We start from the raw sequence: 24,980 nt of genomic DNA on the forward strand, positions 1-24,980 counted from the left end.
AACGTCCGGAAAAACCAGCCCCTTCCCGTTCGCCGCCTGCCTCCTGCCACCGGCGGACCCCTGGAGCGCATCGCGGCGACCGCCCCGCGCGGCGTCGATACCCGGCCACCTCTGCAGAATCGGTGACACCGTCAGTGGTGCTTTCGCTACCGGCATCCTTTCGGACGGCGTCTTGAAAACAGGCGTTCCGTCGTCCTCGCAGACCGTCATCAAGGGGCCGGGGATCACCGCCGCGGTAACGACCTACCCGTTCCAGCAGCGCCTGCAGCAAGGCAGCGCCCTGCAGCGGCAAGCGGCTCTCGGCCGCTGACCCGTCAACACCAGTAGAAAGACTGACCATGACATCGATTGCGCTCTTCGGCGCCGGCGGCAAGATGGGCTACCGGCTTTCCTCCAACCTCAAGGGCTCGCGCTTCGACGTCCGCCACGTCGAGCTGAGCCCCGCCGGCCAGGAACGCCTGAAGGCCGGCCTCGGCTTTGACTGCGTTCCCGCCGACGCGGCGCTCGACGGCGCCGAGGTGGTCATCCTCGCCGTTCCCGACACGCTGATCGGCAAGGTCTCCGCCGGCATTTCCGACCAGCTGAAGCCAGGAACGATCGTCGTCGTGCTCGACGCCGCGGCCCCCTTTGCGGGTCACCTGCCGGCGCGCCCGGACCTTACCTACTTCGTCACCCACCCCTGCCACCCGCCGATCTTCAACGACGAGACCGACCCGGCCGCCAAGCGCGACTTCTTCGGTGGCGTCGCGGCCAAGCAGCACATCGTTTCCTCGCTGATGCAGGGCCCGGACGAGCACTATGCGCTCGGCGAAGAGGTCGCGAAGGTGATCTGGGCGCCGGTCATGCGCTCGCACCGCATCACCGTCGAGCAGATGGCGCTGCTGGAGCCCGGCCTGTCGGAGACCGTCTGCGCCTCGCTGCTCGCCGTCATGCGCGAGGCGATGGACGAGGTGGTCCGCCGCGGCGTGCCGCACGAGGCCGCCCGCGACTTCCTGCTCGGCCACATGAACGTGCTCGGCGCCGTGATCTTCGACGAGACGCCGGGCGTCTTCTCCGACGCCTGCAACAAGGCGATCGAGTTCGGCAAGCCGATGCTGATGAAGGACGACTGGAAGCGCGTGTTCGAGCCGCAGGAACTCGCCGACTCGATCCAGCGCATCACCTGATCGCCTGAAACGCCTTCGGCCGGACGATCGCGTCCGACCGAGGGCCGCTGGCCAACGGCCAGTGATCGGATCGTCCGGCAGGGAGACCGACGACCGCGCCACCATTTCACGCATCGCCGCCGGGGGCAGGACCCGTCGCTGAGCAGACACATGGGTGCCGCTTCCAGCGGCGCCGACGGGAGGGATATGCATGACCACCACTGCGAACCCACGAGACGAGAGCGTCGAGACCTCGGCCATCCGCAAGATTTCCTGGAGGCTGGTGCCGTTTCTCGGCCTGATGTTCTTCATCAACTTCCTCGACCGGACCGCGATCAGCTTCGCCGGCCCGAACGGCATGATGACCGATCTCGGCCTCAGCGCCGCCCAGTTCGGCTTTGCCGCCGGCATCTTCTTTCTCGGCTACATCCTCCTGGAAATCCCGAGCAACCTCGCCCTCCACCGCTTCGGCGCGCGAAAATGGCTTGCCCGCATCATGATCAGCTGGGGCATCGTCTCGCTGCTGTTCACTTGGGTCGGCAGCGCGACGGAACTCTATTGGCTGCGCTTCTTCCTCGGCATCGCCGAGGCCGGATTCTTCCCCGGCGCGATCCTCTACCTCAGCCTCTGGGTGCCCTCCCGTCACCGCAGCAAGGTGCTCGCGGTGTTCTATGTCGCGCAGCCGCTGACCACGGTAATCGGCGCGCCGATCGCCTCGCTCTTGATCGGGGCGCACGGCGCCTTCGGCCTCGAAGGCTGGCGCCTGATGTTCATGGGCGTCTCGATCCCGGCGATCCTCGTCGGCATCGTCACCTATTTCTACCTGCCGGACCGCCCGAACGATGCCCGCTGGCTGAACGCCGAGGAGAAGGACTGGCTGAACGCCGAACTCGAGCGCGAGGACCGAGCGAAGACCGCCCAGCATGGCCTCGGCTCGGTCAAGGCCTTGCTCGACGGCCGCGTCTGGGTGCTGGCGCTGATCTATTTCGGCTTCATCTACGGCCTCTATACGCTCGGCTTCTTCCTGCCGACGATCATCGGGGGTTTCGAGGCGAGCTTCGGCACCAAGTTCACCGTGCTGCAGAAGGGCCTGATCACCGCGATCCCCTATCTACCCGCCGCCGTGGCGCTGCTCCTGTGGAGCCGTGACGCCTCCCGGCGCGGCTTCCGGGCCTGGCACGTCGGCGTGCCGGCTTTGGTCGGGGCGGCGTCGATCCCGCTGGCGCTCGTCATGTCGTCGCCGGCGGCAACGATCGCCGTGATCACCGTCACCGCCTGCGCGATCTTCTCGGCCCTGCCGAACTTCTGGTCGATCCCCGGGCGGTTGCTGACCGGTGCCGGTGCGGCCGCCGGCATCGCGCTGATCAACACGCTCGGCAACGTCGCGGGCTTTGCCGCGCCCTTCATCACCGGCGCGGTGAAGGACTGGACCGGCTCCTACGTCGTGCCGATGATCATCGTCGGTGGCGCCATGCTGCTGTCGGCCATCCTCACCTTCGCGATCGCCGGCCGAATCCGCGAGCCCGTCGCGACGGTGGACTGAGCCAAAGGCCAGAACCTCTGCGCCCTGCAGCGACAGCCGCGGGGCGCACGACAACGAAGGGACGATCCCATGACAGAGCTTCGCGGCGCCCTCATCGGCTGCGGTTTCTTCGCGGTGAACCAGATGCACGCTTGGGCGGCGATCCCCGGCGTCTCGATCACGGCGATCTGCGACCGCGACCTGGCCCGCCTGGCTGCCGTCGGCGACCAGTTCGCCATCCCGGCGCGCTACGCCGATGCCGAGACCATGCTCCGCGAGACCAGGCCCGACTTCGTCGACATCGCCACCACCGCGCCGAGCCATCGGCCGCTGGTCGAACTCGCGGCCGCGTTGAAAATCCCGGTGATCTGCCAAAAGCCGTTCGCGCCGACCATGGCCGATGTCCGCGCCATGGTTGCCGCCTGCGAGGCCGCCGGCGTGCCGCTGATGGTGCACGAGAATTTTCGCTGGCAGAGCGCCATTCGCGCGGTGAAGAGCGTGCTCGACGACGGCGAGATCGGCGCGCCGTTCTTCGGCCGTGTGTCCTTCCGTTCTGCCTATGACGTCTTCTCCGGCCAGCCCTATCTGGCCGAGGGAGAGCGCTTCATCATCGAGGATCTCGGCATCCATTCGCTCGACATCGCCCGCTTCCTGTTCGGCGACGTTTCTGCGATCACCGCCCGCACGGCGCGGATCAACCCGGACATCCGCGGCGAGGATGTCGCGACCATGCTGCTCGCGCATGAGGGCCACCTCACCAGCGTCGTCGACTGCTCCTATGCGACGCGCAACGAAGAAGAGCTGTTCCCGCAGACGCTGGTCGAGATCGACGGCGCGGCAGGCTCGCTGAAGCTCGGCGCCGGCTACAGGCTCAGCGTCACCACCGCCGCCGGCACCCGCCACGCGGACGTCGCGCCGCCGCTGCTTCCCTGGGCCTCGCGCCCCTGGCACAACATCCAGGAGAGCGTGCAGCTGATCCAGGAGCACTGGGTCGAGCGGCTCGTCGAGGGACGGGCACCCGACACCTCGGGCGCGGACAATCTGAAGACGCTGGCGCTGGTCGAGGCCGCCTATCTCAGCGCCGCCACTGGCCGGACGGTCGATCCGGCCACGGAGGTCTGAAACATGGACGCCGCCGACCGGATCAAACTCTACGGCACCGACGAGCCGCTGCCGCCGGTCACGACGCTGATCGCCGGCGCGCTCAGCGCCGAGTTCGTCGCCGGCGGCTTGCGCGCCATCCGCTGGCGCGGCGTCGAGGTGCTGCGCGCCGTGGCCTACGTAGTGCGCGACCGCGACTGGGGCACTTACGCGCCGGCGGTAGAGAATCTTACCGTCACGCAGCACGACGACGGTTTCCGCTTAAGCTACACCGCTTCGTGCCAAGCCGCGGACGGCGCGACGCTGCGCTTTGCCGCTGAGATTGCCGGCGACGCCGAGGGCCGCCTCGCCTTCACGGTGGAAGCGAAGCCGGACGCGGACTTCGAGACCAACCGCTGCGGCTTCTGCATCCTGCATCCGATAACCGGCCTCGCCGGCCAGCCCGTCACGGTCACGCACACCGACGGCACCGTCGAGCAGGCGCGGTTCCCCGACCTGATCGAGCCCTGGCAGCCGTTCAAGGACATGCGTGCCATTGCCCACGTTGTCCTGCCCGGCACCTTGGCCACCTGCACCATGGTCGGCGACAGTTTCGAGATGGAGGACCAGCGCGCCTGGTCCGATGCCTCCTACAAGACCTATGTCCGGCCGCTCGCTCTGCCCTGGCCCTACGTGCTGCCCGCCGGCGAGACCAACCGGCAGAGCATCGTCCTGGACATCGCCGAGACTTCTGAGCCCGTCCCGGCAGCGCAGGCGACGCGCCAGCCCGCCGGGCTCGCGGAGCCGGTCGCGATCTCCGTCGGCGAAGACATCTCCACGCCGATGCCACGCTTCGGCGTCTCGGTCTCGCCCCACGAAGCCGACGCCGCATTGGCCGGCCTCGACCGGCTCCAAGCGCTCGCGCCCCGGCATCTTCTCCTTGGCTTCGACCCGGCGGCTGGCCACGGCGCCGCGGACCTCGCGGCACTCGCCCGTGTCGCCGACGCCCTGCCCCGCGCTGCCGTGACGCTGGAAATCACTGTCCCCGGTATCGGCGATCCCGCAGCGGAGCTTGCCGATATCGCAACCGCCGTCCGCGCGGCCGGCCTGCGGCATGATGCGGTGATGGTCAGCCCCGCCGCCGACCGCCAATCGACGCCGCCCGGCAGCGATTGGCCGGCCTGTCCGCCACTGGCGGAGGTTTACGCCGCGGCCCGCGCCGCCTTCCCCGGCGTCCTGCTCGGCGGCGGCATGATCAGCTACTTTACCGAGCTGAACCGCAAGCGCGTGCCGACGGAAAACCTAGACTTCATCGCGCACGCCACCTGCCCGATCGTCCACGCCGCGGACGATCTCAGCGTGATGCAGACGCTGGAGGCGATCCCCTTCATCACCCGCTCGACCCGCGCCTTCATCGGCGCCAAGGCATACCACCTCGGCCCGACGACCATCGGGATGCGCCAGAACCCCTATGGGTCGCGCACGATGGACAATCCCGACGGCCGTCGCATCGCCATGGCGCATGACGACCCCCGGCAGCGCGGCCTGTTTGCCGCCGCCTGGCTGGTCGGCTATGCCGCGCGTCTTGCCGAGAGCGACGTCTCGGTCTGGACCGGCGCCAGCTTCGCCGGCCCGCGCGGCCTGCTCGTCGAAGGCGAGAAGGTCGTGCCGGCCTTTCACGTGGCGACGGCACTGGCCAAGCTTTCCGGCCTGCCGCGCCGCCGCGTCGTGTCGGGCGATCGGACGCGCATCGACGGCTTTGCCGCCCGGCATGAGGACGGCAGCACCGAGCTCTGGCTCGCCAACCTCACGGCAGCGCCGCAGAGGCTCGATCTTGGCCGTCCATCGCCATCGGACGAGATGGCGATGCTGGATCTGGACAGTTTTGCCGAAGCCGCAGACGGCAAGATGCCGGCTCGCCAGCAGGCATCCCCCCGGCTGACGCTAGGTCCTTATGCCGTCGCTCGCCTGACGGTGCCGGCGGCATGAGTTGCCGCGGCGAGCGCCGCGCCTCAGGCGCCTTGGTGCACGTAGAGCGCCCGCGAGCGCTCGAGATGGCGCACCATCGCCGCCTCCGCTGCCACCGGATCGCGCTGGCGCAAGGCGGCGACGATCTCCTCGTGCTCGACCAGCGTCAGGTTCTCCTTGCCGGTCCAGATCAGCATCTCGGTGTGGTATTGCTTCAGCCAGCCGAGCATGGATTCGGCCACCGCCTCGAAGATCGGGTTGCCGGGGATCGCGGCGATGCGCTGGTGAAAGCGCATGTCGGCGGCGATGAACACTTCAGCGTTGCCGAGCGCGATGCGCTGCAGGTCGAGCAGTTCTTCCAGCGCGTCGACATCCGCCTCGGAGGCTTTCGCCGCCGCTTGAACGACGATGCCGCGCTCGAAGAAGATGCGGGCTTCCTTCAGATGCCCGAGTGCTGCGGGCGAGGTCTGCAGCATGATCTCCGCCGCCGCATCCACCTGCCCGAACAGCGAGCGCGGCGTCATCGCCAGCACCCGCGCCCGCTCGCCGTGCGAGATCGCGAGAAGGCCGATCTGGGCGAGCGACTGCATCGCCTCGCGGATCGCCGGCCGGCCGACGCCGAACCGCTCCATCAAGTCCCGTTCAGAGGGCATGGCATCGCCGGGCTTCAGCTCGCCGGTGGTGATCATCGTCCTCAGCCGCGCGAACACCTCGGTCGAAAGCTTGCGGCGGATGATCGGATGCGTCGGAGCGGACATGTGATTTCCCTGACAGGCGGCAATCCAGGACACCGCAGAGCGACCAATATTCTGGTATGATGATCATACCAGAATTGGGCGGCGGGCAAGAGCGCCCTCGGCAAAAGGACATATAGGATGCGGGACGAAATCGTCGTCACCTACCGGATCGAGACGACCGGCAGCGTCGTAAGGCTGGCGGAAAAAATCGCCTCCGACCAGTCGACTGGTACCTTCGTGCCGCTGCCGGGCGAAACGCCGGCGCTGAAGGCGCGCGTCGCCGCCCGCGTCGTCGCCGTCCGCCCGCTCGGCACGACGGACGAGGCGGGGTTCGGTCGCGAGGGGGCCGGCATGCCCGGCCCCTACAACCGCGGCGAGGCCGACATCGCCTATCCGCTCGACGCCGTCGGCACCGACCTTGCCGCGCTGATGACCATCGCCATCGCCGGCCCCGCCGCCATCAAGGGGTTCACCGGTTTCCGCGTCGTCGGGCTGACGCTGCCGCCAGCCTTCCTCGCACGCTATCCCGGCCCGCAGTTCGGCATCGACGGCTCCTTCGCGCTGACCGGCGTTCCCCGCGGCCGGCCGATCATCGGCACCATCGTCAAGCCGGCCCTTGGCCTTTTGCCGGACGAGTCGGCGGCGATGATCCGCGAGTTGGCGGAAGCCGGCGTCGACTTCGTCAAGGACGACGAGAAGCTGATGAGCCCGGCCTATTCGCCGCTGGAGGATCGGATCAAGGCCGTGATGCCGGTGGTGCTCGATCACGAGCAGAAGACCGGCAAGAAGGTGATGATCGCTTTCGGCATCTCGGCCGTCGATCCCGACGAGATGATGCGCAACCACGACCTCGTCGTCGCAGCCGGCGGCAATGCCGCAGTCGTCAACATCAACTCGGTCGGCATGGGCGCCATGCTGTTCCTGCGCAAGCGCTCGCAGCTGGTGCTGCACGCCCACCGCAACGGCTGGGACGCGATGACGCGCCACCCGGCGCTCGGGCTCGACTTTGCGGTCTACGAGACGATCTGGCGGCTGCTCGGCGTCGACCAGTTCCAGATCAACGGCATCGCGGCGAAGTACTGGGAGCCGGATGCCTCCTTCGTCCGCTCCTACGAGGCGCTGCAGCAGCCGCTCGTCACTCCCGCCGATCGGCCGCTGCCGGTGGTCTGCTCCGGCCAGTGGGGCGGCCAGGCGCCGGAAACGTTCCGCGTCACCCATGGCTCGACCGATATCATGTACCTCTGCGGCGGCGGCGTCGTCAGCCATCCCGGTGGCCCGGCCGCCGGCGTGCGCGCGGTCACCCAGGCCTGGGAGGCCGCCCGCGCCGGCATCGACCTTGCCGTCTACGCCCGCGACCATCCGGAACTTGCCGCCTCGCTGGAAAAATTCGGCGGCAACGCCTCTGCCGCCTGACACCATCGCTTTCGCTTGCCCGCCCCCCTGACAAGGCCTGATATGACCGCTCCCCTGCTTCTCACCTATTACGGCGACGACCTCACCGGCTCGACCGACGTGATGGAGGCCCTGTCGCTGCGGGGCGTCGAGACCGTCTTGTTCCTCGACCTGCCGACCGACGTGCAGCGCGCCCGCTTCGCCAACGTCCAGGCGCTCGGCATCGCCGGGACCAGCCGATCGGAGACGCCGGAGTGGATGGCGGAAAAACTCGCACCGACCTTCGCCTGGCTGGCGCGGCAAGGCGCGGAGTTCTGCCACTACAAGGTCTGCTCGACCTTCGATTCCGCGCCCGGCATCGGCAGTATCGGCCGGGCGATGGAGCTCGGCCGCGCGGCCTTCGGCGGCAAGACGGTGCCGATCGTCGTCGGCGCGCCGCAGCTGAAGCGCTACACCGCCTTTGGCGAGCTGTTCGCCGCCTTCCGCGGCGAGGTCTTCCGCATCGACCGTCACCCCGTCATGAGCCGGCACCCGGTGACGCCGATGCACGAGGCGGACCTGCGCCGACACCTCGCCGACCAGACCGACCTCGCCATCGCCCTCGTCGACCACCTCGCCCTCGCCGACGGCGATGCGGACGCAGCCCTCGATGCTGCACTGGCCGAGAACCCCGGAGCCCTGCTGCTCGACGTGCTCAACGCCGCGACGCAGGCCGCCGCCGGCCGGCAGCTGCAGCGCCTCGCAGACGCCGGCTCGCGCTTCATCGTCGGCTCGTCCGGCGTGGAATACGCGCTGGCAGATGCGTGGAAGAAGGCCGACCGCATCGGCACCGCCAGGACATTTGCACCGCTGGCGCCCGTCGAGCGCCTCTCGGTCGTCTCCGGCAGTTGCTCGCCCACGACCGAACGCCAGATCCGCCATGCCGAGGCGCATGGCTTCGACGCCATCGCCTTCGACCCGCGCGCCTTCGTCGCTGGCGACAACGCCGCCATCGCAGCGCTCACCGAGGATGCCCTCTCGCGGCTCGCCGCAGGACGCTCGGTCATCGTCTACACCGCCATGGGCCCGGAGAGCGATCTCGGCGCGGAAATCGCCGGGCAGGAACGCCATGCCATCGGCGTCGGCCTCGGACGCCTTCAGGCACGCCTCGTCGCCGAGACCGGCCTTCGTCGCGCCGTCATCGCCGGTGGCGACACCTCGAGCCATGCGCTGCCGCAGCTCGGCATCCACGCCCTGACGCCGCGCTTCCCGCTCGCGGAAACGCCGGGGTCGCCGGTCTCGCTGACCCACAGCGACACGCCGGCCTTCGACGGCCTGGAGATTGCGCTGAAAGGCGGCCAAGTCGGCAACGACGACTACTTCGTCCGCCTCCGCGACGGCATTGCCGGACACTAGCAAGGCCGACACGTGACCCGCGGCTTTCGACCTTTGCGGGGTAAGCCGACCCCATGCCTCCCGGAAGCGGACATCGGATCAGCGGGTCAACGTCAGCCTCGGCACCGGCCGGCGCCCTGCCCCCCAAGGCAGCCTCTGGTACAAGACCCTTCGGTCTAGGGCTGCGTCGCGGTGGCCGTGCCACTCTTCGGCTTGCGGCGGTTGAGCAGCGCTGAAAGGCCTGCCAGCAGCAGCGTTCCGACGATGAGCAGCACCGCAGCGGCGGCCACCGCCGGGCTGATGTTCTCGCGGATCGATGAGAACATCTGCCGCGCCAGCGTCCGCTGGTTGGGACCGGCGACGAACAGCGTCAGCACCACCTCGTCGAGCGAGGTCGCGAAGGAAAACACCACGCCAGTGACCATGCCCGGCATGGCAAGGGGCAGCGTCACCCGCCGGAACACCGTGAGGGGCGGGGCGCCAAGGCTTGCGGCGGCCCTGCCGATGCGGGGGTCGATGCCCTGCAGCGCGGTCGACACGCTGACCACGACGAAGGGCACGCACAAGACGCTGTGGGCGAGGATGACGCCGAGATAGGAGTTGGCGAGGCCGAGCTTCACCAGCGAGATCTGCAGGCCGACGCCCAGCACCACCGCCGGCACCACCATCGGCAGCAGAAACACAGTTCGCAGGAGGTCCGGGAAGGGCAGCCTCGCGCCATGCAGGCCGAGCGCCGCCATCGTACCGAGCACCACCGACAGGAGGGTCGCCGACAGGCCGATGACCAGGCTGTTGAAGATCGACAGCCGCCAGACGTCGGCATCGGCCAGCACCTCGAACCAGCGCAGCGAGACCGAGGGGATCGGGTAGTTCAGGAAGATGCTGGAGGTGAAGGCGAGCGGCAGGATCGCCACCAGCGGCAGCAACAGGAAGGCCATCGCGAGGAGGCCGAAGAGGGTCTGGAAGCTGCGCAGCATCTCAGGCCCCCGTCGGCGCGCCGGAGCGGGAAAGCCGTCCGTAGATGAGATAAAGGAGGGTGGTGACGACGAGGAGGATCAGGCCGAGCGCCCCGGCCATGCCCCAGTTCGCCGTCTGCAGCGCGTAGAACGCGATGATCGAGGAGATCATCTGGTCGTTCGGCCCGCCGACCAGCGCCGGGGTGATGTAGTAGCCGAGCGCCACCATGAAGACGAGGAGGCTGCCGGCCAGGATCCCGGGGACGCTCAGCGGCAGGAGGATGCGCCAGAAGGCCCGCAGCGGGCTTGCGCCCATCGAGGCCGCCGCCGGCATCAGCGATCGCGGAATGGTGGAGATGACGCTGTAGATCGGCAGCACCATGAAGGGCAGCAGCACGTGCGTCATGGCGATGATCACGCCGGCCCGGTTGAAGATCAGCGGCAGCGGGCCGGAGATCAGGCCGAGGTCGATCAGCGTCCGGTTGATGATGCCCTGGTCCTGCAGGAGGATGAACCACGCCGCCGTCCGCACCAGGAGCGAGGTCCAGAGCGGCAGGAGCACGGCGAGCAGCAGCGCATTGCGCTTCCAGCCCGTGGTGGCGGCGGCGAGCATCGCATAGGGCAAGCCGATGGCGAGGGTGCAGAGCGTGATCAGCCCGGCGATCGAGAAGGTGCGCCAGATGATCAACCGGTTGGCCGAGCTGCCGGCCGGCATCGACTCGACGGCGCCGGCTGCATTCCGGGTGAGGTCGAGCGCGGCGAGAATGTTGCGGTCGGTATAGGCGGAGGTGCCGTTGCGGATCGCCGACCAGAAGCGCGGATCGGCCCAGCGGGGATCGATCGCGGCAAAGTCGACGGTGGCAGGATCGGCCGCGTCCTCGGCAGCACTCGTGGTCTTGCCCATCAGCGAGCGGAAGCCGGCGACTTCGCTGTTCAACCGCCGCACCGCGGGCCCAATAAGACTTGCATCGCTGGTCTTCAGATCGGCCAGCAAGGCCGTCTCGATCGCCTTGCCCGGCGCGCCCTCGCCGTTCCAGCTGCCGATGACGGCGGCCGTCTGCGGCAGCGCGGTGGAGATCGCATCGTCGCGCACGGAGACCGAGATCATCGTCCACAGCGGCCAGAAGAAGAACACGGCGAGGAACACGAACATCGGCGCGACCAGCGCCGCGGCGCGGAGGCGGCCGGTGGCGGCCGGGCTCATCCTGGGAACACCGAGCAGTCTGCGGCGGCAAAGCCGACGGCCGTGGTGCTGCCGACGGCGGGTGCCGCCACCGCGCGTTCCGAGCGGGCGACGAGCTTCAGGGCGCCGCAGGACAGATGCAGGCGCAGATGGTCGCCCTGGTAGACGATATCGTCGACCGTCGCCGTGAGACGATTCTGGTGAAGCCCGGCGGCCTCGCCCAGCGCGAGCCGTTCCGGCCGGATCGAGACCACGACGGCCGTGGCCTCGGCAGGCAGCGCAACCGGCGGGGCCGCGGTCACGCTGATCCCCTCGCCGACGACGATCGAAAGATCGCGTCCGCTGCGTCCGGCAACGGTGCCGGCGAACAGGTTGGTCTCGCCGATGAACTGCGAGACGAACTGGCTTGCCGGGCGGTCGTAGACTTCGGAGACCGTGCCGATCTGCGCGATGCGGCCCTTGTCGAAGATGGCGATGCGATCCGACATGGTCAGCGCCTCGCTCTGGTCGTGGGTGACGAAGACGATGGAGAGCCCGAGCCGGCGGTGGAGCTCGCGGATTTCCAGCTGCATCTGCTCGCGCAGCTGCTTGTCGAGCGCCCCGAGCGGCTCGTCCATCAGCACGACCTTCGGCTCGAACACCAAAGCGCGGGTGAGCGCGACGCGCTGCTGCTGGCCGCCGGAAAGCTGCTCCGGCTTGCGGCTGCCGAGATGGGAAAGCTGCACCCGGTCGAGCGCACTGGCGACCCTCCGGGCGATCTCGGCGCGCGGCAGACCGCGCATCTGCAAGGGGAAGGCGACGTTCTCGGCGACGGTCATGTGCGGGAAGAGCGCGTAGTTCTGGAACACCACGCCCATGCCGCGCTGGTGCGGCGGCAGTTCATGGATGCGCTGGCCGTCGAGCCAGATCGTGCCGGAGGACGGCGCCTCGAAGCCGGCCAGCATCATCAGGATCGTGGTCTTGCCCGAGCCGGAGGGACCGAGCAGCGACAGGAACTCACCCTTCTCCACCTCCAGGTTCAGCTGCTCGATCACCTGGATCGGGCCGTAGCTCTTCGAGACCTCGTGGAAGTGAATGAAGGATTGCGTCAATCTCGGTCCGCCCGTCTTGCTGGTGGGTGCATCGCCGCCAGGGGTGCTGGCGGCGATGGATCATGCGACCGCAGCATGGTGCTGCGGCTACTCCGGCTATTGCGCGACCCAGGCGTTGAAGCGGGTGGTGATCGCCTCGATGTTGTCGACCCAGAAGTCGCCGTCGAGCGGGATCGAGACGTCGAGATTGGCCGGCGCGGTCGGCAGGCTCGCGGCAATTTCGGGCTTCAGCAGAGCACCGGCCGCCTTGCTGGGCACGCCATAGGCGACGTAGTCCGGCAGCTTCGACTGGTTTTCCGGCGCGCTGGTGAAGGCGATGAGGTCGAAGGCGGCATCCTTGTTGGGCGAGCCCTTCAGCACCACCCAGCTGTCGACCGCATAGATGCTGCCCGGCCAGACGATCTGGAAGTTCTTGCCCTCCGACTTGTTGATGCCGGCGAGGCGCCCGTTATAGGCCGAGGTCATCACGACTTCGCCGGAGGCGAGAAGCTGGATCGGCTGGGCGCCGGATTCCCACCAGGTGATGTCCTTCTTGATGGTGTCGAGCTTGGCGAAGGCGCGGTCGACGCCTTCCGGGGTCGCGAGGACGTCGTAGACCTCGGCCGGCTTGACGCCGTCGGCGATCAAAGCGAACTCCAGCGCGTATTTCGGGCCCTTGCGCAGGCCGCGCTTGCCGGGGAACTTCGTGGTGTCGAAGAAGTCGGCCCAGCTCGTCGGGGCCGTCTTCAGCTTGTCGGCGTCGTAGCTGAGACCAGTGGTCCAGACGATCGCGCCGACGCCGCATTTGCTAACGGCCGAGTCGATGAACTTGTCCTTGCCGCCGAGCTTGTCCCAGTCGACCGGCTCGTAAATGCCGTCGGCGCAGCCGAGCGCCAGTTCCTCGGCCTCGACCTGGACGAGATCCCAGTTCGGCGTGCCGGCCTGCAGCTTGGCGGCGAGAACGCCATAGCCGCCGTCCCAGGACTCGTCGAGCACCGGCTTGCCGCTCTTCTCGGCGAAGGGCTTGAAGAAGATCTCGCGTTGCGCGTCTTGATAGTTGCCGCCCCAGGAGACGACGGTGAGGTCACGGGCGGAGGCCGGGGCCAAGGCCAGCACGCTGCCGATCAGCAGGCCGCCGAGCCCACCCAGAAACTTCTTCGACTGCATCGCTCTTCCCCCATCGGTTGATCTGATGCACCGACTGAACCACAAAAGCGCCGCCCTGCGGAGAACGCAAAGCGTTCTGGTGAAAATAATCTCCGACTTTATCCTCTTATCGGACACGCATCACACTTAAGGCAGGCATTTTGCGCCCTTGGGTTGTGGACCGTTGCATCCCGTCAGTACGTTGGCGGGGTGATCGCACTGATGATCTCCGCCACCTCGCTCCCGGCATTGCGAAACTGGTGCGGCGTCTGGCTGTCGAAGTAGTAGGCGTCGCCGACGCCGAGCGTGCGCATCTCCGCCCCGACCGTCACCTCCACGGCGCCCCGGATCACCACGCCCGCCTCCTGCGCCGTGTGCGAGAAGGCCTTGCCGGTATCGGCCCCCGGCGCATAGCTCTCGTAGAGCATCAGAAGATGCCGGTTCGGATGGTTAATGCCGACCATGCGGTAGGAGATGCCGTCGCTGCGACCGATCTCGGCGAAGTCGTCGAAGCGGTAGAAGGGCGAGTGCGGCAGACTGGCGGCGACTTCCGAGAAGAAGCCGGTGAGCGTCGAGCCCATCGCGTCGAGAATGGCGCTCAGCGTGTCGACCGAGGGGCTCAGGCGGTCCCGTTCGAGGAGCGAGATGGTGGAATGCGAGATGCCGGACCGCACCGCCAGCTCGCGCGTCGACAATTGTCGCCGCCGCCGCAACTCCCTGATTCCTGCCCCGATCGCCGGCATGGCCTGCTCCTTTGTTGCACCGCAAAAGGGACTGCCGGAATGTTGGGCAGTTTTTCCCGTGGTGGTGAGTATACTAGACAGGCCGGCCGTTGTCCTTGTGCAGGTCCGGGTCGTCTGAGAGTTTCAGGGCCTGTTCACAGCGAGAGAAGCGACATGCGCACTGACACCTTCGGCGACCGCGTGCACCATCTGAAGGCGCCGGAATCTGCGCTGGCCGACGGCCAGGCCGTCGAGGCGCTGGTCAAGGGGATCATCGCCGCCGTTCGCGCCGAGGGCGATGCCGCCGTGACGCGCTACGCCGCCGAGTTCGACAAGGTCGACATCACCCGGTTCGAGGTGACGGCGGAGGAGCGGGCGAAGGCGATCGCTGACCTCGACCCGCAGACCCGCGCCGATACCGAATTCGCCATCGCCAATGTCCGCGCCTTTGCCGAGGCGCAGCTCGCGACGATCCTGCCGCTGGAGGTCGAGTTGCTGCCGGGCCTGCATCTCGGCCACCGGGTGATCCCGATCCGCAGCATTGGCTGCTACGTGCCGGGCGGGCGCTATCCGCTGCTGTCGGCGCCGGTGATGACCATCGTGCCGGCCAAGGTCGCCGGCTGCGCCGAGGTGATCGCCTGCCTGCCGCCGTCGGCCCATCCCGCAATGATCGCCGGCTGCCACCTCGCCGGCGTCGACCGGATCTTCCGCATCGGCGGCGCGCAGGCGATCGCGGCGATGGCCTACGGCACCCGGACCCTTCCGGCCGTCGACAAGATCGTCGGCCCGGGCAATGCCTTCGTCAACGAGGCCAAGCGACAGGTGTTCGGCCCGGTCGGCATCGACCAGCTGGCGGGGCCGAGCGAGATCTACATCGTCGCCGACAGCACCGGCGACGCCGAGATGATCGCGACCGACCTTCTCGCCCAGGCCGAGCACGACATCCGCACCCGCGTTGGCCTGATCACCACGGACCGGGCGCTGGGCGAGGCCGTCATCGCCGAGGTGGAGCGGCAGCTCCTCGACCTTTCGACCGCCGCGGTCGCCGGCGAGGCCTGGCGACGCATGGGCGAAGTGGTGGTCTGCGCTGACGAGGAGGCCATGATCGCCTATTCCGACTTCATCGCCGCCGAGCACCTGCAGGTGCACACGCTCGACGCACGCGCCTTCGCGCTGCGGCTCAGCAATTACGGCTCGCTGTTTATCGGCACCAATGCCAGCGTCGTCTATTCCGACAAGTGCTGCGGCACCAACCACACGCTGCCGACCATGGGCGCGGGCCGCTACACCGGCGGGCTCTGGGTCGGCTCCTACGTCAAGATCTGCACCCACCAGTGGCTGGAGCCGACGGGCGTTGCGGCCGTCGCGCCGGCGGCGGTCCGGCAGAGCGCCAGCGAGGGGCTGGAAGGCCACCGCCGCGCCGCCGCCCTGCGCCCCGCCCGGCAACAGACAGCGAACTGACCTTGCGGTCGCGGGCGGTTGCGGGCCACCAAAAAGGTTTGGCCGATCAGCTCAGGAGGTCAGCTCCTAGGGAACGGTCGCAAGCTTTAGCCTGTCCCATCGGATGGGCGACGCTTCCGATCGACAGGCCGTCCGCATTCCCGCAACGGTGGCTTCACGGACACCGAGCACCTGCAGGTGCAATCCGGCTGAACCATCCATGCCAGCCTGGTTCTGATTGAACCAAGGTTGCCGAGATCGATCCTGAAACGCGTCGTGCCGGTTTCGCCCGCAGGCTGATCAGCGCACGCGTTCGAGGATCTCGAAGATCGCCTCCCCGTGCTCCTTCAGCTCGCTTCCTTTGGTCTCCATTCGCAGATCAGGTCGAATGCGATCCCGAAACTCCCTCTCGTCGAGCGGCTTTTTCGTCAGAAGCTCTCCGATCATGCTCTTTCGCAAGACGGAGGTCGCGCGCTCGTAGGCAGGGTTTTCGGCGGCGATCTTCTCGCGTAGCTCGATGAGCAACCGTCGTGCCTCCTCCTGCGACAAGGAGGCATCGGCCGCTCTTTTCGCGGGTTTGGGCGAGGATTTTGAAAGCGTCGAGTTCGCCCAGTCCAGTGCGGACGGTTCGAATAGAATGGCCTGTTGCCTCGGTGGTTTGGACAGTTTCGCGGCAGACGACAGTTCACGCACAGTCGCCGCGTGAGATCCATCGCGGATGGTCTGCGGCCGTTCAGCAGCGGTGGCGAGGGGCAGCCTTCCCTGCGAAGTCTCCGACGGCGATAGACCCGCAGGCATCGCCTCCTCGCGCTCGGCCGGAAGCCTCTCCTGCGGGCGGCGTCTGGCCTCCTCGATCGCACCGATGCGGGCGAGGAGGCGCGACAGTTCGCGATCGGGGTCGCGGAACCAGTCCGTCGACCAGACCCGCTCGATCGTCCAGCCTTTGCTTTCCAGGATTTCCTGCCGCAGCCGGTCGCGGTCTCGGGCCGAAAGCGTCGAATGATAGCTCGCGCCGTCGCATTCGATGCCGAGGAGGAACCGTTGCGGATCCACCGGATCGACCGCGCCGATATCGATGAAGAAGCCGCTCGATCCAACCTGCGGGACGCAAACATGGCCTGCCGCGGAAAGACCTTCCATCACGGCCACCTCGAAGTCGCTGTCGGGATCGCGGCCATCCCGCCCCGGCGAGGCCTTCGTGCGATCCAGCCGGCCGGTTTCGGCGAAATGGAGGAAGCTCTTGAGGGCGCGCGGCCCTCTTCTGGCAGCCTCGCCGGGCGTCACATCCGCCTCCCGCATCGACGAGACGATGTGCATCCGCTTCTTGGCGCGCGAGAAGAGGACGTTCAGGCGGCGCCAGCCATTCTCGTTGGTGATCGGGCCGAAAGCCTGCGTGACACGCTCGCCGGGTGCCGGCGGGCCGTAGGTCATCGAGATGATGATGCCGTCGCGCTCGTCGCCTTGCACGTTTTCAAGGTTCTTGACGAAGAACCGCTCCTGCAGGCTTTCCAGAGCCTCGACCGCATCAATGCCGCCGCGCCCGCTGGCATAGAGGCGTTCGAGCGTTTCAAGGATGAGGTCGCGCTGCTTGACGTTCATGGCGACGACGCCGAGCGAGTCGCCGGGGTAGCGCTCGAGATGCTCCAGCACCGCCTTGGCGACCGCTTCCGCTTCGGCGGGGTTGGTGCCGTCGCGAAAGGCTCCCTCGGGAACATGCTGGAACCGGATGCCGAGATCGTCCGACTTCTGCGTCGGGCTGGGGTAAAGGACGAGGTCGCCGTTGTAGAACTCATGGTTCGAGAAGGCGATGAGATCGGGATGCTGCGATCGGTAGTGCCAGCGCAGCGAGCGCGTCGGCATGCGCATCTCGGCGATTTCCAGAATCGACTCCGCCCCGGCGGCGATGGCGCCGTCTTCGCCGCCATCGCCGGTCCGCTGGAAGAAGTCGGTCGGCGGCAGCTGCTTGGAGTCGCCAACGATGACCGCCTGATCGCCGCGCGCCAAGGCTCCCAACGCTTCCTCGGGGCGAACCTGCGAGGCTTCGTCGAAAATGACGAGGTCGAAGCGAAGCCCGCCTGGCTTCAGGTATTGCGCAACGGAGAGAGGGCCCATCATGAAGCACGGCTTCAAGGCCTGGAGAGCGGCGCCGGCCCGGTGCACCAGCTGGCGGATCGGGACATGCTTGGTCTTCTTCGCCATTTCGCGCTTCAGGAGTTGGAGCTCCGTCAGGTCGGAGACGCGCGCGCCGCTCTGGCCTTCCGGCAGTGGCCGCTTGGCGAGTTTGGCAGCGATCTCGATCGCCCGCAGATCCATGGCGCGCTCGTCCTGCTCGGCGTAGCGGCGGCGGGCATCGTTGATCTCGGACTGGCCGAGCTCCTGCAGCAGCGGCGTCTTGGCGATAGCGAGCCGGGCGAGACCGTCCATGATCGCAAAGTCGAAATGGTCGCGGGCGGACCGGTGATCGATCCGGCCGGAGAGGATGGCCTGGAGGATCGCCTGCGCCAGCGGCATGTCGATGCGGCGCAACTGCCTGTCGATCTCCAGCCATTCTGTCAGCCGGTGGGGCGCGTCAACGGCGCGAGACGCGCGCTGCAGCGATCCTCTAAGGTCGTCGCTGCCGGTCGGCCAGAACGCGGGGTCGAGCCCCGTGCGGGCGGAAAAAGCCTCTGCAGCTGCTTGCTCCGCCGCGAGCGCAAGGACGATGTCGTTCAGCGCCGCGAAGAAGCCATCGCGCTCCTCAGCGGTCATTGCGGCCACCGTCTTGGCAGCCTTCCCGGCGCCGAGATCGCCGAGGATCGCCTCGCGGGTCGACATGGAACGGGGGACATTGGCTTGCTGCAGCAGGTGAACCAACCGCTCGCGCACCGTCTGCAGTGCTTCGCCTTCGCTTGTGCGGGCAGCCGAGGCGAGGTCGGCGGCGTCGCTGGCGGACACCGCGAGGATCGCACGGGTGAGACGGGCATCCTTCGACAATCCCCGCCCAAACACCGATTCGACCTTTTCGGCGTAGGCCCGGCCGCTGCCGAGCTGGTCAAGCGCGCGCCGGGCAGACTCGATGTCGGATGCCGAGGAAGAGCCCGCGAGTTTCAGGAGATCCTCGTTGGCCAGCAGCTTCTGCTCGTCCACCTGCAGGCGCGCGGCCCGCCGCAAGCGCTCGGGCATCTGACTGAGCGCACCCTTCGACGCGCCGAGCGCCAAGGCCTCCTGACGCGCCGCGCGCCAACGGGGCTTTAGCCAGCCGAAGAAACCGCCCTTCGAAAGGGTTTCGGCGATCTCTTCGAGATGCCCTTGCCGTTGTGAAAGAGCGGGGTCGACGTCTAGGTCCCGGCTGAGAGCCGTCCGGATCTCGGCCAAGGCCGAGAGGGAGGCTGCGAGCTCGATACGCCGGCTCTCATCGCCGCGGTCGGAAAGAAGGCCGACGGCGAAGCGATGAAGGTCGGGCGGCCGGTGCGTCATGAGATCGAGGATCGTCGCCGCCAGGGCGACCTGTCGCGGCTCGGGCTCCTGCGTCAGATCGAACATCGCCGCGACCTGGCCCGGCAGATCGCCCATGCTGTCGACGGCTTGCAGACTGTCCTCGACCGAGGTGCGCCGGGCATGAAAGGCCGCGAGGTCTTCGGCGGTTCGGCGGTCGGCCGGCACAGCGACGTCGAAGCGATCGGCGACATCTGCCAGCTGCCCCAGGAGATGCGCTAGGGCATCCCGCCATTGCCCGAGAATTGCCAGCACCTCCTCGCGATCCGGCGCGCCCAGAAGCCGCGCCGAGGAAAGGCCGGCGAAGGGGTGGTGCGCCAGCGTCTCTCCGGCATCGAAGAGCGGGCCGGCGACACCGAAAAAATTCTCCAGCGACGTCGCGCCGGCCGCCCTCACGGCCGTCGTCATCTGCCCGATCTCCTCCAGGGAGACTTTCAGGCCTATCTTCTGGTGATCCGGCAAGGAGCGGCGCAGGCGGCCGGCCTCGAAGAAGGCCCTGGATGCCGGAATGCCGAGGGCGCCGACCGTCTGGCCGAGCGCTGCATGAATCGCCTGGGCGCGATCGCGGTCGCGACCGAGGCTCTCGATGGTCGCCGCAAAGCTCGAGGTCCGGCGGAAGGAAGCACCGGCTTCCAGCCGGTGCCGCAGGTCGTCGATCAGGGCAGTCTTGCGGGTCTTGTTCGAATGAAGTTCCAGCACGAAGTCGCCGAGCCCCAGCGCATCCAGGCGATTGCGGACGACTTCGAGCGCGGCCAGCTTCTCCGATACGAAGAGGACCGTCTTGCCCGCCGACAGCGCGCCGGCGATGAGGTTGGTGATCGTCTGCGACTTGCCCGTGCCGGGCGGCCCCTGGATGACGAGATTGGTACCGCCCAGCGCCGCGTGGATCGCGCCGGCCTGGCTGCTGTCGGCCCGCTCCACCAGATCGAGATCGAGGTCGAGCGTCCTCACCTCCGCGGGCTTCGGATCCTCGAAGGCGATGCCGCCGCCCGACGCGCCTGCAGTGATGCGGCGGATGACCGGATGCAGCGCCGGCTCGCCGCCCTCAGGCCAGGAGCGCGGATCGAGATCGCGGTAGATCAGGAGCTTGCCGAACTGGAACAGCGACAGCGTCGCGAAGCGGCGAACCAGCCAGCCCTCGCGCGGACGGATCAGCTCGCGCACCGACTGGAAATAGCGCTCCGGCGTCAGCCCTTCCTCGAAGTCCTTGAGATCGAGGCCAAACTCCTCCCGGAGCTTCTTCTGGAGCGACAGGTTCGGCTGCAGATCCTCGCCCGACCAGGCGAGGTCGTAGACGTGATGGCCGGCGGGCGAACGCTTCTGCGTAATCTCGACCGGGACGAGGATCAGCGGCGCGAGACTGCCCTTCCCGCCGGGACCCTCCCCGTCCTTCCAGTCGAGAAAACCGAAAGCCAGATGCAGAAAGTTCGTGCCGGTTTCCTCGATGGCGGTCGAGGCGTCGCTGCGCAGCTTGCGCAGCCGCGTTTCGAGCGAGGCGGGATAGAGCAGCGTCTGGATCTGCGCGTCCGAATGGTTCCGCTCCAACTGCTCGCCTTGATCCAGCGGCAATTCAAAACTGACATTGATGCCGAAGGTCTGAGCCCATTCCTCGGGCTTCGGCGGCTGCAGCGTCGCGGGATCGACAGTGGCGCGCGGCGCGGCCGTCCTCTGCTCGTGCCAGCGGATGATCTCGCGTTCGCTGGGTTGCGGAACGGGGGCGAAGGTAAAGCTCTTGCCGGCCAGAAGCCCGCCGAACAGCTGGTCGGGCAGCTCGTCGACGATCCGCAGGCAGTTCGTCGCGCTGGCCTTGAAGTTGAGAAGGCGGTTGTTGCCCGACAGATCCAACAGACGCGTCCGCATCTCCTCGATGACGGATCTGGTGTGGGCGACATCAACCATGGGTAGAGAACCTGCCGAAGACCAAGGACGCAAATCGCGTCCCTCTTTGCGTTACAGAGCTTAGTTTCTGATCGCAATGTCCAGCGGAATGGCTTCGAAGGAGGCCTCGCCCTCCGCGGCACGGTGCCCGCGGCAGCCCCATCCGATCCGGGAGAGAAGGCAAGGCTCGGCGGTGATCAAAGGTCCAAGGGCGAAGCGCGGGCGCGTGCCCACAGGGCAAGCGCAACGGCCGATCTATTTCCTGCTGATGTCTCCCCGCCCGTAGGCGAGAAGCATGACGATGATGACGGTTCCGTAGATGATCTGGCGTCCCGCTTCCTCCATCTGCATCACGGCCAGGATCGACTGCAGAAGGGTGATCAGGATGACACCGGCGATCGTGCCGAGATAGTTGCCGCGGCCGCCGAGAACATTCGTGCCGCCGAGCACGACCGCCGCGATGGCCGGCAGGAGATAGCTGTCGCCCATGGCCTGGTAGGCTTTGGTCGAATACCCGGCCAGAAGAAGCCAGCGAAGGCTGCCGCGGCGCCGGAGAGCACGAAGCAGCCGATGATGACGGCATGGGTGTTGACGCCGGAAAGATAGGCCGCCTGCTCGCGGTTGCCGACCGCATAGATCCGCCGGCCGAAGGCGGTCCGGTTGAGGAGGAAGATCACCGCCGCGCCGACAATGATCCACATGAAGAGCGCATTGGGAATGCCGAGGATCGGCCGGGCAACAGCCAGAAAGTGCATGGCGTCGGTGGCATGATCCTGCGGGGCCGAGCCGCCGGTGTGGAGCACCATCAGGCCCTGCACCACGGCGTTCATTCCCAGCGTGAAGATCATCGACGGCAGGCGGAGAAAGGCGACGCCGAGCCCGTTCACGAGGCCGACCAGCGCGCCGCAAAGGATTCCGGCGGGAATGGCGAGGATCTCGCCGGGCGTGCCGTACCAGCCCGCTACCGCCGTCGCCATCATCGCGCCGAGCGTCACCGTCCAAGGGATCGAGAGGTCGATATGGCCGATCAGAATGACCAGCATCGCGCCCGAGGCGATGACACCGAGAAAGGCGCTGATCTGCAACTGCTGCAAGAGATATTCCGGCGACAGGAATTCGCGTGAATACAGCGCGCCGCCGGCGAGCAGCACGGCGATGCAGCCGAAGGCGATGATGACTGAGCGGTCGATGCCGAAGCGGGCCAGGCGCCGCGGGGAGACGGGAGGCGAGACGAGATCGGTCACGCCAGGACTTCCAGCCGGTTGCGGATGCGCAGCATGCGGACGGCGCCGAGCGAAACCGCGGACAGGAGAACGACGCCCTGGAACAGCGGCTGCCACAGCGGATCGAGATCGAAGACGAAGAGGAGATCCTCGATCGTCCGCAGCACGAAAGCGCCGAAGATCGAGCCGATCGCCGATCCCCAGCCACCGAAAAGTGAGGTTCCGCCAATGACGACGGCGGCAATCGAGTTCAGCGTGTAGGTGCCGGCAATCGGCGCTGAGGCTTCGCCCGAATAGGTGTTGAAGGTCAGCATCAGCCCGCCGATCGAGGCGAGCAAGCCCGACAGCGTGTAGGCGAGAAGCTTCGCCCGCTGGACCGGCACGCCCGACATATAGGCGGCCTGCTCGTTCGAGCCGGTCGCATAGGCCGCACGGCCAAGGACGGAACGGCGAAACGGCACCCAGACGAAGAGAACGACCGCCAGCAGGACCGCGAGAGCTGCCGGAACGGTCCCGAACATCTGTCCGGTCAGCATGTCGGCGATGTCGGACTGGACGTCGCCGCCGGGGCCCGGCCGCAGGATGAGGGCGAAGCCGTAGAAGATCGCGCCCGTTGCCAGCGTGGTGATGATCGGCTGCAGGCGGCCCCAGACGACGATCGCCCCGTTGAGGAAGCCCGCGAGCGCGCCCACCCCAAGCACCAGGAGGATCCCGAGCGCGCCCTCGGCAGGCGTGCCGACGACGACGGACGAGGCGAGGCAGTTGGCCAGGACGAACACCATGCCGACCGACAGATCGAGACCACGCGTCAGCACCGGCAAGGTCTGCGCCATCGCCACCAGCGCCAGCAGCACCGCCTTGTTCGCCGCCGTCGTCGCCACCGCCGGCGTCAGGCCGACGGGGTGGTTGGCGATGTAGATGGAGAACATCACGGCGAAGAGCATGATGGCGCCGAGAAGGCCGCGGTGATGGCGGAGGAAGAAGCCGAAATCTCTCACGCGGCGCGCTCCCCGACATTGAAGGCCGACTGGATCATCGTCGTCTCGTTCAACGCCTCGCCGGCCAGTTCGCGCGCGATCTTGCCGCCATACATCACGAGCACGCGGTCGCAGCAGCCGATCAGTTCGGCGTAGTCGGTGGAATAATAGAGGACGGCAAGGCCCTGCCCGGCGAGGTCGCGCAGAAGACGGTAGATCTCCTGCTTGGTGCCGACGTCGATGCCGCGGGTGGGATCGTTCAACAGGATGATGCCCGGGCGGGTCATCAGCCATTTGGCGAGGACCACCTTCTGCTGGTTGCCGCCGGAGAGGTTCGAGACCGGCGCCGAGAGATCCCCCACCTTCACCTTCAGGCTCTGCACCATGTTTAGGATGGCGGCGGTTTCGCGGCTCCGGTCGATCGACAAGCCCGACGTGAAGCGCGACAGGGCAGCAAGGCTCATATTGTCCTCGACGCTCATGGGCAGCATCAGGCCCTCGGTCTTTCGGTCCTCGGGGATGAGGGCCAGCGGCAGTTCGCAGCGCATCGCCGCACGAGGCCCGTCGATCTTCACCGGTCTTCCGCCGACTTCGATCGTTCCGGACACGTTCTTCAGGACGCCGAAAAGCGCCAGCAGGAGTTCGCGCTGCCCTTGCCCGTCAAGCCCGCCGAGCCCGACGATCTCGCCCTTTCGCACCGCCAGCGATATGCCGCGAAGCTCGCGCCCCCAGGTCAGGTCGCGGGCCGAAAGAGCCACTGGCGCGTCCGGCGCCGGCACCGGCTTGTCGGGATAGGGATGGGTTACATCCCGTCCGATCATCATCTGGACGATATCGTCGACCGAGCGGGCACCTTTGCGAAAGGTCTCGATATGCCGGCCGTTGCGAAAGACGCTGGCGACATCGGCGAGGTCCTCGATCTCCTGCATGCGATGCGAGACGTAGAGGATCGCCACTCCCTCGCTGCGCAGGCGCCGGATGATCGCGTAGACGCGCTTGACGTCCGCGGCGGTCAAAGCCGAGGTCGCCTCGTCGAGGATCAGCACCTTCGGCTTCTTGGCCAGCGCCTTGGCGATCTCCACCATCTGCCGGCGCGAGAGCGGCAGGTTCTTCACCAGCTCGCTCGGATGCACGTCCTCGCAGCCGACGAGGGCCAGCAGCGCGCGCGCCCGGCGCCGCTGCGCACGGCCGTCGATCAGGCCGAAGCGGCGGGGTGGATCGACAATGGACAGATTGTCGGCGACCGTCATGTCGGGGATCAGCGACAGTTCCTGGAAGACGCAGACGACACCGGCCGCCATCGCCTGGACAGGGTTGCGGAAACTGACCTTGCGGCCATCGACATAGACGTCACCGTCGCTTGGATCGGTGACGCCCGATGCGATCTTGATGAGGGTCGACTTGCCGGCACCGTTCTCACCGAGCACGGCGTGGATCGTACCGGGCCAGGCCGCGAAATCGACACCCGTCAGCGCTGCGACACCGCCATATCGCTTGGAAACACCGCGAAGCTCGAGGATTGGCTGGGGACGCCCGTCCAAGCCAGCTTGGTGCGGCGTCACAGATGGTTTGGACGCCTGCCCGGGCACATGCCCGGACGAGGGAGAGAGCTCGTTCACGATCAGGATGCCCTTTCCGACGAAGGCCATGGATCCAGAACCCGGGGTCGGCAGTGTACCGTCCCCGGGCTGAC

At 67.4% G+C, this 24,980-nt stretch carries 17 protein-coding genes and 1 pseudogene; 8 read left to right on the top strand and 10 right to left on the bottom strand.

The genetic code is table 11. The features are described from left to right. Nucleotides 1–172 precede the first annotated feature (172 nt). From ACZLZQ_RS17425 to apnL, 5 genes are all read left to right on the top strand, one after another. Entirely contained in the window at nucleotides 173–310 is a 138-nt protein-coding gene (locus ACZLZQ_RS17425) for a hypothetical protein (protein ID WP_472950448.1), read from the top strand. A 28-nt stretch (nucleotides 311–338) separates the two neighbouring features. Continuing rightward, entirely contained in the window at nucleotides 339–1,166 is an 828-nt protein-coding gene (locus tag ACZLZQ_RS17430) for a phosphogluconate dehydrogenase C-terminal domain-containing protein (protein WP_472950449.1), read from the top strand. A gap of 190 nt (nucleotides 1,167–1,356) precedes the next feature. Then, entirely contained in the window at nucleotides 1,357–2,688 is a 1,332-nt protein-coding gene (locus ACZLZQ_RS17435; RefSeq protein WP_472950450.1) for an MFS transporter, read from the top strand. A gap of 69 nt (nucleotides 2,689–2,757) precedes the next feature. Continuing rightward, nucleotides 2,758–3,789: a Gfo/Idh/MocA family protein gene (locus ACZLZQ_RS17440; protein ID WP_472950451.1), complete on the top strand. Its 1,032-nt coding sequence runs from the start codon at nucleotides 2,758–2,760 to the stop codon at nucleotides 3,787–3,789. Nucleotides 3,790–3,792: 3 nt separating this feature from the next. Beyond that, nucleotides 3,793–5,736: a D-apionate lactonase gene (gene apnL / locus ACZLZQ_RS17445; protein ID WP_472950452.1), complete on the top strand. Its 1,944-nt coding sequence runs from the start codon at nucleotides 3,793–3,795 to the stop codon at nucleotides 5,734–5,736. A 23-nt stretch (nucleotides 5,737–5,759) separates the two neighbouring features. Here the strand turns inward: apnL and ACZLZQ_RS17450 are convergent, their stop codons facing one another. Further along, a complete protein-coding gene (locus tag ACZLZQ_RS17450) occupies nucleotides 5,760–6,473 on the bottom strand; it encodes a transcriptional regulator NanR (RefSeq protein ID WP_472950453.1) in 714 nt (237 codons plus the stop codon). Nucleotides 6,474–6,590: 117 nt separating this feature from the next. Here ACZLZQ_RS17450 and oiaX point away from each other — a divergent pair, with 117 nt between their 5' ends. Together oiaX and ACZLZQ_RS17460 are read left to right on the top strand one after the other, a co-directional pair. Further along, nucleotides 6,591–7,865 (top strand): 3-oxo-isoapionate-4-phosphate decarboxylase OiaX, encoded by a 1,275-nt coding sequence (gene oiaX / locus ACZLZQ_RS17455; RefSeq protein ID WP_472950454.1) that lies wholly within the window; start codon nucleotides 6,591–6,593, stop codon nucleotides 7,863–7,865. A gap of 42 nt (nucleotides 7,866–7,907) precedes the next feature. Continuing rightward, entirely contained in the window at nucleotides 7,908–9,239 is a 1,332-nt protein-coding gene (locus ACZLZQ_RS17460) for a four-carbon acid sugar kinase family protein (protein WP_472950455.1), read from the top strand. Nucleotides 9,240–9,394: 155 nt separating this feature from the next. Here the strand turns inward: ACZLZQ_RS17460 and ACZLZQ_RS17465 are convergent, their stop codons facing one another. The 5 genes from ACZLZQ_RS17465 to ACZLZQ_RS17485 form a co-directional block, all read right to left on the bottom strand. Further along, entirely contained in the window at nucleotides 9,395–10,195 is an 801-nt protein-coding gene (locus tag ACZLZQ_RS17465) for an ABC transporter permease (protein WP_472950456.1), read from the bottom strand. Between the two features lies 1 nt (nucleotide 10,196). Then, complete coding sequence (locus ACZLZQ_RS17470; RefSeq protein WP_472950457.1) at nucleotides 10,197–11,378, bottom strand: ABC transporter permease; 1,182 nt, start codon at nucleotides 11,376–11,378, stop codon at nucleotides 10,197–10,199. Beyond that, a complete protein-coding gene (locus tag ACZLZQ_RS17475) occupies nucleotides 11,375–12,448 on the bottom strand; it encodes an ABC transporter ATP-binding protein (protein ID WP_472950458.1) in 1,074 nt (357 codons plus the stop codon). The genes ACZLZQ_RS17470 and ACZLZQ_RS17475 overlap by 4 nt, the downstream gene beginning before the upstream one ends. A 96-nt stretch (nucleotides 12,449–12,544) precedes the next feature. After that, entirely contained in the window at nucleotides 12,545–13,594 is a 1,050-nt protein-coding gene (locus ACZLZQ_RS17480; RefSeq protein WP_472950459.1) for an ABC transporter substrate-binding protein, read from the bottom strand. 173 nt (nucleotides 13,595–13,767) lie between these two features. After that, nucleotides 13,768–14,316, bottom strand: a complete 549-nt coding sequence (locus tag ACZLZQ_RS17485) for a cupin domain-containing protein (protein WP_472950460.1) — start codon at nucleotides 14,314–14,316, stop codon at nucleotides 13,768–13,770. A 153-nt stretch (nucleotides 14,317–14,469) separates the two neighbouring features. On the opposite strand from ACZLZQ_RS17485, the gene hisD reads away from it, so the two are divergent. After that, nucleotides 14,470–15,756, top strand: coding sequence for a histidinol dehydrogenase (gene hisD, locus ACZLZQ_RS17490; protein WP_472950461.1), 1,287 nt, complete (start codon nucleotides 14,470–14,472; stop codon nucleotides 15,754–15,756). A 279-nt stretch (nucleotides 15,757–16,035) separates the two neighbouring features. On the opposite strand, the gene ACZLZQ_RS17495 is transcribed toward hisD, so the two are convergent. The 4 genes and pseudogenes from ACZLZQ_RS17495 to ACZLZQ_RS17510 all read right to left on the bottom strand — a co-directional run bounded on the left by ACZLZQ_RS17495 (nucleotide 16,036) and on the right by ACZLZQ_RS17510 (nucleotide 24,936). Next, nucleotides 16,036–21,108, bottom strand: coding sequence for a DUF4011 domain-containing protein (locus ACZLZQ_RS17495; RefSeq protein WP_472950462.1), 5,073 nt, complete (start codon nucleotides 21,106–21,108; stop codon nucleotides 16,036–16,038). 234 nt (nucleotides 21,109–21,342) lie between these two features. Continuing rightward, a pseudogene (locus ACZLZQ_RS17500) lies at nucleotides 21,343–22,331 on the bottom strand (ABC transporter permease). Continuing rightward, nucleotides 22,328–23,254 (bottom strand): ABC transporter permease, encoded by a 927-nt coding sequence (locus ACZLZQ_RS17505; protein WP_472950673.1) that lies wholly within the window; start codon nucleotides 23,252–23,254, stop codon nucleotides 22,328–22,330. The pseudogene ACZLZQ_RS17500 and the gene ACZLZQ_RS17505 overlap by 4 nt, the downstream one beginning before the upstream one ends. Nucleotides 23,255–23,304: 50 nt before the next feature. Next, nucleotides 23,305–24,936, bottom strand: a complete 1,632-nt coding sequence (locus ACZLZQ_RS17510; protein ID WP_472950463.1) for a sugar ABC transporter ATP-binding protein — start codon at nucleotides 24,934–24,936, stop codon at nucleotides 23,305–23,307. Between the last annotated feature and the right edge of the window lie 44 nt (nucleotides 24,937–24,980).

The sequence above is a fragment of the Mesocryomonas lacus genome, from assembly GCF_055730105.2.